Source organism: Bradyrhizobium sp. 33ap4, assembly GCF_032654765.1.
Lineage (GTDB): Bacteria > Pseudomonadota > Alphaproteobacteria > Rhizobiales > Xanthobacteraceae > Bradyrhizobium > Bradyrhizobium australafricanum.
On record NZ_JAUMTJ010000001.1, the window covers coordinates 41968 to 54042 of the forward strand.

At 65.7% G+C, this 12075-nt stretch carries 5 protein-coding genes; all 5 read right to left on the minus strand.

What is annotated here, in order from left to right:
• Window positions 1-7: 7 nt before the first annotated feature.
• From treY to treS, 5 genes are read right to left on the minus strand one after another with little or no spacing between them, the layout of a single operon-like run.
• Window positions 8-2788: a malto-oligosyltrehalose synthase gene (treY, locus tag Q2M23_RS00185; protein ID WP_316393632.1), complete on the minus strand. Its 2781-nt coding sequence runs from the start codon at window positions 2786-2788 to the stop codon at window positions 8-10.
• A 4-nt stretch (window positions 2789-2792) separates the two neighbouring features.
• A complete protein-coding gene (treZ, locus tag Q2M23_RS00190; RefSeq protein ID WP_316393633.1) occupies window positions 2793-4544 on the minus strand; it encodes a malto-oligosyltrehalose trehalohydrolase in 1752 nt (583 codons plus the stop codon).
• Window positions 4541-6613, minus strand: a complete 2073-nt coding sequence (gene glgX / locus Q2M23_RS00195) for a glycogen debranching protein GlgX (RefSeq protein WP_253639012.1) — start codon at window positions 6611-6613, stop codon at window positions 4541-4543. The genes treZ and glgX overlap by 4 nt, the downstream gene beginning before the upstream one ends.
• 3 nt (window positions 6614-6616) lie before the next feature.
• Window positions 6617-8764: a 1,4-alpha-glucan branching protein GlgB gene (gene glgB / locus Q2M23_RS00200; protein WP_316393634.1), complete on the minus strand. Its 2148-nt coding sequence runs from the start codon at window positions 8762-8764 to the stop codon at window positions 6617-6619.
• Window positions 8761-12066, minus strand: a complete 3306-nt coding sequence (gene treS / locus Q2M23_RS00205) for a maltose alpha-D-glucosyltransferase (protein WP_229189653.1) — start codon at window positions 12064-12066, stop codon at window positions 8761-8763. Before treS ends, glgB begins: the two co-directional genes overlap by 4 nt.
• Window positions 12067-12075 lie beyond the last annotated feature (9 nt).

Consider the following 12075-nt stretch of genomic DNA (forward strand, 5'->3'; position numbering starts at 1 on the left):
CAGGACGTCAGGCGTGCGAGCGGGCCGGCCTTGCGGTGCGTTTCGTCCCCGCGACCTTTGTCTTGAGCACGGCAACCGGCAGATTGCCGAACAGTTCCGGGAGCTGAATCCGGGTTGCGCCATCCCTGAGCGCATATCCAGCCGCGTCGATTTCACCTTCAAAAGCCTCGGGGCGCGGCCAGCTGCGGCCGCCCTGCGTGAACGGGGCGAATGACCTTGCCACCGCAACGATGGCCGCCTCGCGGCCATGGCGCCGCGCGAAGGCAATGACGTGATCGCGGTGCGGGCCGCTGACCGCGAGCGGCATGTAGTCGCCGCTGGTGAACACATCGGCCATCTCGTTGCGGAGCCGGAGCAGATGCCGCGTCCATGCGAATTTGAGGCGGCCGTCGCGCCAGTTTTGCGCCAGCGCATCCCAATCCGGCATCTCCAGTGCGGCGAGCATTCCCGCCCGTTCGGTAAAGTCGACCGGGCGGCGGTTGTCCGGGTCGACCAGCGAAAGATCCCAGCTTTCGGTGCCCTGGTAGAAATCCGGCACGCCCGGCATGGTTGCCTTCAGCGTGATCTGGCTGAGCGAATTCAGCGCGCCGATCAACGCGGTCCGCTGCGCCAGCGTCCCCAGCGCATCGAGGAATTCCGGCGAGGTCTTGCGATCGAGGATCCGCTCGATGAAGGCTTTCACGCCGGCCTCGTAAGGCTGGTGCGGATTGAGCCAGCTGGTTTCCTGCTTGCCCTCGCGCGCCGCCTTCAGCGCGTAGGCCTGGATGCGGGCGGCGAGCGACGCATCATCGGGATCCCAGGCGCCGAGCAGGGCCTGATACAGCATGTATTCGAACGTCGCCGATGGCGCGCGCATCTCGCCGTCGAGCACCAGATGCGGCGCATTCAGCACCTTCCAGCGCGCCACCGCGCTGGTCCATTCGCCGGGGATTTCCGCAAGCGCCATGATGCGGGCGCGGGCGTCCTCGCCGCGCTTGGTGTCGTGGGTCGCGGTCGCCGTCATGCCGTGCGGCCATTCGCGGGCGCGGGCCTGCATCATGGCGTGAAAGGCCTCCGCTGCGATCGCTCCCGCCGCCGGATCGCCGCCAACCTCGTTGAGCGCCAGCAGCCGGTGATAGCGATAGAAGGCGGTATCCTCCAGCGACTTCGCCATCATCGGCCCGGTGAATTGCTGCACCTTCAGCGCGAAGCGTCGCACCCGCGGCGCGCCATGCGGCGGCCGGCCGGGCTGCAAAAGGTCCATGGTCAAGGCATCGCGCAGGAAATCGAAGATACCCTCGTCGGCGGCGAACCAGTCGGCGCGAGCGCGCTCGATGGTCTCGCTGATCAGCGTGCGGTCATGCGCGGCGGGGCCGGAGGCGGTCAGATAGGTGCGATAGACCGGAAAGTGCAGCACATAGAGCTCGAGCGCCTGCCGCAGACTGTCGCCGGAGAAGTCGCGGGTCGAGTAGTGTCCGCTGGCAATGCGCGCAAGCAGCCGCGCCAGCACGGTGAATTCGCTGGTGAGTAGCGTCTCCAGCACGCGTTGCTTGGCCTCGCGCAACACCGGCGTCAGGTTCGGCGACTGGTTGCTGATCTGGCGCCAGATCTCGTTCAGTGGATCGAGGCCGCGACCGTCGACCAGTGCCTGGCTGATCGTGTTCATCCATTCATAGCCGGTGGTGCCGTGAACGCCGCTGAATTTCGGCAGCTTCTCGTCCTCGCCGAGGATCTTCTCGATCACCATGTAGAACGGCCTGGCCTTCGCGCCCTGCGCGGAGCGGATCAGGCGGCGCAGCCGCTGGAAGTATTGCGCGGGATCGCGCAGGCCGTCGATATGGTCGAGCCGCAGGCCCTGCAGCCGGTCTTCGGCGATCAGCCGCTTCACGAGGCTGTGGCTCGCCTCGAAGGTCGCGGCGTCCTCGACCCTGAGGCCGGCCAGCGTGTTGACGTCGAAGAAGCGGCGATAGTTGATGTCGCTGGACGCCAGCCGCCAGTGGCCGAGCTTGTAGTGCTGGCGTTCCAGCAAATGATGCAGGGCCAGCGTCTGGGTCGGGCGGTCCTCGCCGGCGCGATAGGCATCGAGGCCGCGTGCGATGACGTCGGCGCCGCCCTCGATCGCCTTGATCGCCGCCTTCAGCGCCGGCGCTTCGACGCGGTTGGGGCGACGCAGCGCCCGGTATTGCGCGGCGAGCTCGAGCATCGCGCGTCCGGTCGGGCTGTCTTCGGCCGCGGCCTCGCGGACGATGGTGCGCAGCACCTCGCCATAGCGCTCCGGCGCGATCGGCAGGCGGTGCTCGAAATACCAGGCCGAGAAGCTGCCCTCGTTCGCGTCATAGCGCAGCTCGATGTCGCCGCGCTCCAGCGCCTGGCCATAGGACGAGCCGAGGATCGGCAACAGCACGCCGCCGCGCGCGCGATAGGGCAGCTGGTCCCAGTCGATGTCGAAGGAGACCGCGTGCGGCGACGCCGGTCCCCATTCCAGCACATCGAGCCACCACGGATTGTCGGCGAAGTGAACGCCGACATGGTTCGGCACGAAATCCAGGATCAGGCCGAGATCGTGGTGCTTCAATGTGTCGCTTAGCCGCGCAAAACCGTCCTCGCCACCAAGTTCCGGGTTGAATTTGGTGTGGTCGACGACGTCATAGCCGTGGGTCGAGCCCTTGCGCGCCTTCATGAAGGGCGACGCATAGACATGGCTGATGCCGAGCGCCTTCAGATACGGCGCAACGCCGGCGGCGGCATCGAAGTCAAAATCGGCAGTGAGTTGCAGACGGTAGGTCGCGATCGGGATCGCCGGAGGCATTGTGCTATCCGATGTGCCAGCGCACCGCCCAGCCGGGGAGGTCGCTCGACAACGCGCCGCCCCAGATCGCAGTTCCCTTCGGCTCCGGTCCATCGGGGATGTCGCGAGCGGACAAATTGGCTGTTAGCCGCAGCGTGCTGCCGTCGCCCATCTGCCAATGCGCCGTCAACAGGTCGCCAGCCACGATGGCATCGCCGAAACGGCACCCTTTGATCCGGGGCATGATCTCCTGCCGGCGAACGGCGAGCAGGTCGCGCACCAGCGCAAGCCGCGCGCGCGCCGGATCATGGCCGAGCGCCGCCCAGTCGAGCACGGCCGACCGCACCGTTTCGTCGGCGAGCGGGTCGGGAATGTCGTCGCCATATTTGGCATAGGCCCAGGCGAACTCCTTGCGTCGTCCGGCGCGGACGGCATTGGCGAGCTCGCCCTCGAAATCGCAGAAGAACGGGAAGGGCGTCGTCGCGCCCCATTCCTCGCCCATGAACAGCATCGGCGTGGTCGGCGCGATCAGCGTTACCGCCAGCGCCGCCGCGACCGACCCCGGCCGGGCAATGCTGACGAGACGATCGCCGAGCGGCCGGTTGCCGATCTGGTCGTGGTTCTGCAGGAAGTTGATGAAGCAGGTCGGCGACAGCATGCCGCTCGGCTCGCCGCGCGCCTTGCCGCCCCAGAACTCCGAGACTTCGCCCTGGTAGATGTAGCCGGATGACAGCGCGCGTGCGAGGTCCTGCTTCGGCGCCCGGTAGTCGCCATAATAGCCCTGGGTCTCGCCGGTCAGCAGCACGTGCCAGGCGTGATGATAGTCGTCGTTCCACTGGCCGCGGAATTTGCCGTGCGGCGGATCCTCGGCGGCATCGAGCAGGCTTGCAATGTTGTCGCCGTTTTCGAGCACGAGGTTGATATAGCGGCCGGTCTCGGTGGCGAGCTTGCCGGCGGCATTGCTGAAGTCATGGAGCACGGAGACTTCGCCGGCTTCGACGATGGTGTTGACCGCATCGAACCGCAGCCCGTCGAAGCGATAGTCGCGCAGCCAGCTCACCACGCTGCCGATCGCAAACGCGCGCACCTCGGGCACACGATAATCGATCGCGCTGCCCCACGGGGTGTGCGCCTCACTGAAGAAGGAGGGCGCATAGCTGCCGAGATAATTCCCCTCGGGGCCGAAATGGTTATAGACCACGTCGAGCATCACCATCAGCCCGCGCAGATGCGCTTCGTCGATCAGGGTCTTGAGGTCCTCGGGCCGGCCGTAGGCGCTGTCGGGCGCGTACCACAGCACGCCGTCATAGCCCCAGTTGCGCTTCCCGGCGAAATCCGCCAGCGGCATCAGCTCGAGCGCGGTGATGCCGGTCGCCACGAGATGATCGAGCTTGTCGATCATGGCGCGATAGGTGCCCTCTCGGGTGAAGGTGCCGACATGGGCCTCGAGGACGACGGCCTCGTGCCAGGGACGGCCGCGCCAGTCCATCGCGCGCCACTTGAAGGCGGCGTGGTCGATCACCTCGCTCGGGCCGAACACGTCGTCCGGCTGGAATGCGGAGGCGGGATCCGGCACATCGACCTCATCATCGATGCGGAATTTGTAACGCGTGCCGGCGCGCGCGCCCGGGATCTCGGCGACGTACCAGCCGGCTGCATCGCGCGTGAGCGGATGCGGTTTGTCGATCAGCAGGTCGACGCGCTTGGCCGCCGGCGCCCAGAGCCGGAAGCGCGTGCCGTCAGATGTCAGCTCGGCGCCGAAATGTTGTCTGTTCATGTGGAGCCTGCAAATGCCAGCACCGAGCGCGGCGGTGCCCTGGTATCGGCGCCGGATGCGAATTGCTCAGCCGTTTGCTCGGCCTTGGTCGTGTTCAAGACTTGCCGCCAGCTCCTGTATTCCGCCATCCTCGGCATCCTGAACACGATCTCCTGCGGTGCGGCATTGAGCACGATAAAGATCGGCGCCTGTCCTGGTTCCATCGGCCCCAGCACATAGGCGAGGAATCGGCTCTCGGGGAATTTCCAGTCGGATTCCTTCATCTCTTCCGCCGCGGGCGTCAGCCAGAGCACGCCATAGCTGCCGTCGGTGCGCCGGCCGTCGAGCCAGCGCTGGCAGCGGATCTGGCCGAAGCGCTGGCGCAGTGCTGTGAGGTGGCCGATGAAATCGATGGCGTCGTCGTCCGTGCCGAGGTTCTCCCAGCCGATCCAGCCGGTCTCGTTGTCCTGGCAATAGGCGTTGTTGTTGCCACCTTGCGTGTTCGCGACCTCGTCGCCGGCGAGGATCAGCGGCGTGCCCTGTGCGAGCAACAGGCAGGCCAACGCATTCTTCCGCAGCTGGCGGCGCAGCGCGATGATGGCAGGATCGTCGGTCGGGCCCTCATGGCCGCAATTGTTGCTGTGATTGTCGTTGGAGCCGTCGCGATTGTCCTCGCCATTGGCCTCGTTGTGCTTCTCGTTGTAGCTGAAGAGATCGGCGAGCGTGAAACCGTCATGCACCGTGATGTGATTGACGCTGGCGCGGGTCGCGCGGTTGTCGTGGTGAAACAAATCCGAGGATGCGGTCATGCGGCCCGAGATGTCGCCGATCAGGCTGCCTTCGCCGCTCCAGTAGCGCCGCATCGCGCTGCGATAGCGGTCATTCCATTCCGACCATTGCGATGGAAACGCGCCGACCTGGTAGCCGCCGAGACCGAGGTCCCAGGGCTCGGCGACCATCTTGGCGGTCGCCAGCACCGGGTCCTGGCGGATCGCGGTGAGGAAGGGGTGGTTGCGATCGAACCCGTTCGGCCCGCGCGCCAGGGTGGTGGCGAGATCGAAGCGGAAGCCGTCGACATGGCAGACCTCGACCCAGTAGCGCAGCGAATCCATCACCATCTGCAGCACGCGCGGATGGGTGAGGTTGACCGAGCTGCCGCAGCCGGTGAAGTCGTCGTAGAAGCGCGGGTTCTCGCGGTTCAGCCAGTAATAGGAGGCATTGTCAATGCCGCGGAAGCACAGCGTCGGGCCCATATGGTTGCCCTCGGCGGTGTGGTTGTAGACCACGTCGAGCAGCACCTCGATGCCGGCATCGTGCAGCCGCGCCACCGTGGTGCGGAAGGAATCGAGCGCATTGTCCTGGGCGTAGCGTGCCTCCGGCGCGAAGAAGGCGATGGTGTTGTAGCCCCAGTAGTTCGCCAGCTTCTTCTCGACCAGGATACGGTCGTCGATCAGGCCGTGGATCGGCAACAGCTCGATGGTGGTGACGCCGAGCCGCTTGAGGTGGGCGATCATCGCCGGTGACGACAGGCCGCCATAGGTGCCGCGCAGGTTCGGCGGCACGTCCTCGCGCTTCTGCGTCAGGCCCTTGACGTGGGCCTCGTAGATGATGGTGTCTTCCCAGGGGATATGCGGCCGGATCTCGCGGCGGCCCCAGTTGAAGGTCTCGTCGACCACGACCGCCTTCGGCATGCCGCGGGCATTGTCGCGCCGGTCGAACGAAAGGTCCTCGCGCGCGCTGCCGGTGCGGTAGGCGAAATGCGCATCGCTCCATACCAGCCGGCCGGCGAGCCGCTTGGCGTAGGGGTCGAGCAGCAGCTTGTTGGCGTTGAAGCGATGGCCGCGCTCCGGCGCGTAGGGCCCGTAGACGCGATAGCCGTAGAGCTGGCCCGGCGAGACGTCGTTGAGATAGCAGTGCCAGACGTCTTCGGTGCGCTCCGGCATCTCGATCCGCTCGAGCTCGCGGCGGCCCTGGCCGTCGAACAGGCACAGCTCCACCTTCTCCGCATTCGCCGAGAACAGCGCAAAATTGGTGCCTCTGCCGTCCCAGCTTGCACCGAGCCGTGCGGACGTACCCCCGGTCAGTCGCATCAATCAGCTTTCCGGTACGAGGAAGATCGCAGCCAGCGGCGGAATGGTCAAACTCAGTTCGGGCGTGGCGTCCTCCGATGCGCGCACCTCGCCGACATTGCCGACATTGGTGCCGCCGTAATGCGCGGAATCCGAGTTGAACACCTCGTGCCACTTGCCCGCGAACGGCACCCGGACACGATAGTCGCGGTAGACGTTGGGTGAGAAGTTCGCGATCACGAGGCAGCGTGCGCGCTCGGCGTTGCCCTTGCGGATCCAGGCGAACACGTTGTTGTTGGCATCGTCGGTGATGACCCATTCGAAGCCGGCCTGGTCGCAGTCGAGCTCGTGCAGCGCCGGCAGCGCGCGATAGAGCCGGTTGAGGTCGCGGACCAGGTTCTGGATGCCGCTGTGCTTCGGTTGTTGCAGCAGATGCCAATCGATCGAGTAGTCGTGATTCCACTCGCGCTCCTGGCCGAACTCGCAGCCCATGAACATCAGCTTCTTGCCGGGGTGGCCGAACATGAAGCTGTAATAGGCGCGCAGATTGGCAAAGCGCTGCCAGTCGTCGCCGGGCATGCGGCCGAGGATCGAGCGCTTGCCGTGCACCACCTCGTCATGGGACAGCGGCAGGATGAAATTCTCCGAGAAGGCGTAGTGCAGGCCGAACAGGATGTCGCCGTGATGGTATTTGCGGTGGATGGGATCCTTGCCGATATATTTCAGCGTGTCGTGCATCCAGCCCATGTTCCACTTGTAGCCGAAGCCGAGCCCGCCATACTCGACGGGACGCGACACCTGCGGCCATGCGGTGGATTCTTCCGCCGCCGTCGTCGCCTGCGGAAAATGCGCGAACAATTCGGTGTTGAAGCGGCGCAGGAAGTCGATCGCCTCGATGTTCTCCCGGCCGCCATATTTGTTCGGAATCCAGCCACCGGCGGGACGGCTGTAGTCGAGATAGAGCATGGAGGCGACGGCATCGACGCGCAGCCCGTCGATGCCGTAGCGATCAAGCCAGAACAGCGCGTTCGACACCAGGAAGTTGGTGATCTCGGTGCGCCCGTAATTGTAGATCAGCGTACCCCAATCGAGGTGACGGCCCTGCAGCGGATTGGCGTGCTCGTAGAGCGCGGTGCCGTCGAAATTGCCGAGCCCGTGCGGATCGTCGGGGAAATGCCCGGGCACCCAGTCGAGCAGCACGGCGAGCCCTGCGCCGTGGCAGGCGTCGATCAGCGCGGCGAAATCGTCCGGCGAGCCGAAGCGGCTGGTCGGTGCGAACATGCCGGTCGGCTGGTAGCCCCAGGAGCCGTCGAACGGATGCTCTGATATCGGCAGGAATTCGACATGGGTAAAGCCCATGTCGCTGGCATAGGCCGGCAGCTGCTCCGCCATCTCGCGATAGGTCAGCCACTCGTTGCGGCCCTTGCGCCGCCACGACCCGAGATGGACCTCGTAGATCGACATCGGCGAGTTCAGCGCGTTGACGCGATCCGGCGCCGGGCGCGGATGCGGGATCTTGCGTTCGTCGATCACGATCGAGGCGGTCTTCGGGCGCACCTCGGCGGCGAACGCTAGGGGATCGGACTTCAGCGGCAAATGCTGGCCGTTGCGCCCGATGATCTCGAACTTGTAGTGGTCGCCGATCCTTGCACGCGGGATGAACAGTTCCCAGTAGCCCGGGCCGCGCACGCGCATCGGATGCCGCCGTCCGTCCCAGAAATTGAAGTCGCCGACCACGCTGACCCGCCGCGCATTCGGCGCCAGCACCACGAAGCCGATGCCGTCGACGCCGTCGAGCGTCATCGGATGCGCGCCGAGCGTATCGTAGACGCGCTGATGGGTGCCTTCGCCGAGCAGATAGAGATCGAAATCGCTCAGGATCGGCGGAAAGCGGTAGGCATCCTCCAGCTCGACAACGTTGTCGCCGAAACGGGCGCGGAGCTGGTAGCGCGTCGAGCCGTTCGGCAGGGGGCCTGCGAACAGGCCGGCGTCATGGATTCGCGCCAGCTGTGCGGTCTCGCCATGCTCGCCGATCGCCTCGACATTGCTGGCATCGGGCAGGAAGGCGCGCACGACGTTGCGGTCCCCCTCTGGGTGAAGCCCGAGATAGTGGAAGGGGTCGGAGTGGCGGCCCTCGATGATGGCATAGGCCTCGGCGGGCAGTTTGCTCATGCAACCTCATGCGGCTGTTGCGCCAGGATCCTCAGCAGGCCGGTGAGCGGCACCCGCAGCCAATCCGGCCGGTTGGCCAGCTCATACTCGATCTCATAGAAGGCTTTCTCAAGCAGGAAAAAACTGAGCAGGCGGTCGGCCGTCTTGGCGTCGGCGGGCCACAGCCGCTGGCCGGCCACCGTCTCGCGATAGGCCGCCAGCAGGGTATCCGCGGCCTGGTCGCGCCATTCGGCCAAGGCGAGGCTCAGCCGGCCGCTCTCGTCGGGGGAGACCTTGAGCGTGCGTTCCAGCGCGGCGGTCGCCGCATAGTCGATCGAACGGATCAGGCCGGCGACGTCGCGCGCCGGCGGCGCCTTGCGCCGCCGCTCGGCGATGGTGCGGCCCGGTCCGCCGTCGAAATCGATGATGAAGACGTCGTCCTTGACCACCAGCAACTGACCGAGATGCAGGTCGCCGTGATGGCGGATATTGAACCCGTCGGTTTCGCGCGGCAGCAGCGCCTTGAGCCGCTCCGGCAGCGTGTCGTGCTGGGCCTGCAACTGATCGGCCAGCAGCCGGTCGGCCTCTCTCAGTGAGCCGCGCCGCTGCTTCAGCGTATCGAACACGCGCTCGGCCCGCGCCATGATCTCGTCGGCCCAGCGCTGCAGGTCGTCGGGCTTGGTCGGCTCGGGCGCGAAGTCCGGCAGGTCGCGGTTGCTGGCGAGCGCCAGATGCAGCTCGGCCAGCCGCTTTCCGCTATGCGACATGTGGCGCAGATAGGTGGCCTGGTCGCCGTTCTCCACGGGGTGCTCGCTCACTGTCAGCAGGCGCTGCCGTTCGACCAGGCGGTCGAGGTGTGCGCCTGCGATGGTCCAGAGGTCGCCCTGGTTGACGACCATCGCATGCAGGACGGCGATGGCGCTGCGCTTGTCGCCCTCGATCAGCTCGGCGGTGCCGAGCAAGGCAGGGGTGTTCGGAAAGTTGACCACCTCGGTGAGGAAGCGGCCCATCTCGATCTCCGGATTGATGCCGACCTCGAGCTTGCGATAGATCTTGGTGACATATTCGTTGTCGACCAGCGCGGTCGAATGCGGCTGGTCGTTCTCGAACACCCGGATACGCTCGGGCTGCCGCACCGGCCGGTCGGAGAAGCGGCTGGTTGGCCGGAATTCGAGCTTGAGGCCTTGCTCGCCTTCGTCGACCGTGAGGTTTTCCCGCAGGTTGCGCAGGAACAAGCCGGTGAAGATCTGGTCGGTGGCAACGTCGAGCAGCGTGCCCTCGCGCGCGCCCTGGCGTATCGCGGCGAAGGCGCGCGGGTTGTAGCGCTCGCGGTCGAAGCGCACCCACTCGATCTGCATCGGCAGCACGTAGCGGCTGGTGGTGCCGCGCTGCGTGGTCTCGAAGAAGGCGAGCCACGGCCGGTTGTCGCCGATGTCGCAGAACGGGATCGCGGAGACCAGCACCGGCTGGATCGCGCTCGCCGATCGTTCCGGATACCAGCGCGTGCGGGCGAGATGACCGGGCAGCACGTCGTGCTCGAACACGCCGCGGGTGCGCGCCAGTGACATCCAGGTCGAATTCAGCGGCACCACCAGCGTCTCGAATTCCGGCACCGCGCGCGGCGTCACCGGCTCGGACTTGTCGCGCTCCTGCAGCTGGAACCAGTAGAAGCCGTACGGCGCGAGCGTGATCATGTAGGGCAGCTCGCCGATAGCCGGGAAGCGCGTGCGGCCGAGCATCTCGAGCGGAATGCGGTCCTTGAAGGCGGAGAGGTCGAGCTCGGTGGCCTGCGCCGACCGCGACAGATTGGCGATGCACAGGATCGCCTCACCCTGGTACTGGCGCACATAGGCCAGCACCGAGCGGTTCTCCGGGCGGATGAAGGTCATGGTGCCGCGCCCAAAGGCAAGCGTCGACTTGCGTACCGCGATCAGCCGCTTGGTCGCCGACAGCAGCGACGACAGGCTGCGCGACTGCGCCTCGACATTGACGGATTCATAGCCGTAGACCGGGTCCATGATCATCGGCGCGTAGAGCCGCGCCGGGTCGGCGCGCGAGAAGCCGCCGTTGCGGTCCGGCGACCACTGCATTGGCGTCCGCACGCCGTTGCGGTCGCCGAGATAGATGTTGTCGCCCATGCCGATCTCGTCGCCGTAATAGATGATCGGCGTGCCCGGGAACGACAGCAGCAGCGAGTTCATCAGCTCGATCTTGCGCCGGTCGTTGTCCATCAGCGGCGCAAGGCGGCGGCGGATGCCGACATTGATGCGGGCGCGCGGATCGTTGGCGTACGTCGACCACAGATAGTCGCGCTCGACGTCGGTGACCATTTCCAGCGTCAGCTCGTCGTGATTGCGCAGGAACAGCGCCCACTGCGCAGCGGCGGGAATGTCGGGCGTCTGCCGCAGGATGTCGGTGATCGGAAAGCGGTCTTCCTGGGCGATCGCCATGTAGATGCGCGGCATCAGCGGGAAGTGATAGGCCATGTGGCATTCGTCGCCATGGCCGAAATATTCCTGCACGTCCTCCGGCCATTGATTGGCTTCGGCCAGCAGGATCTTGCCCTTGGCATAGGCGTCGAGCTCCTGGCGCAGCCGCTTGATGATGGCATGCGTCTCCGGCAGGTTCTCGTTGTTGGTGCCGTCGCGCTCGCACAGATAGGGAATGGCGTCGAGCCGGAAACCGTCGACGCCGGTGTCGAGCCAGCGCTTCATCACCTGCACGATGGCGCGCACCACGCGCGGATTGTCGAAATTCAGGTCCGGCTGGTGCGAGAAGAAGCGGTGCCAGTAGAACTGGCCGGCCTCCGGATCCCAGGTCCAGTTCGACTTCTCCGTATCGGTAAAGATGATCCTTGTATCGAGGTATTTCTGGTCGGTGTCGCTCCAGACGTACCAGCTGCGCGCGCTCGAATTCGGCGGGCTGCGGCGAGCGCGCTTGAACCACGCATGCTGGTCCGAGGTGTGGTTGACGACCAGCTCGGTGATGACGCGCAGGCCGCGCTTCTTGGCCTCCTGGATGAAGCGCTTGAAGTCCTTCATCGTCCCGAAATCGGGATTGATGTCGCCATAGTCGCCGATGTCGTAGCCGTCGTCGCGGCCGGGCGAGGGATAGAACGGCAACAGCCACAGCGCGGTGACGCCGAGCTCCTGCAGATAGCCGAGTTTCTCCGTCAGCCCCGCGAAGTCGCCGATGCCGTCATTGTTGCTGTCGGCAAATGCCTTGACATGCAGCTGGTAAATGATCGCGTCCTTGTACCACAGCTGGTCCGCAGTCTCGGTTGCGACCTTCTCCTGGGTATTGACGGAGGAGAATACGTTCATGACGGCTCC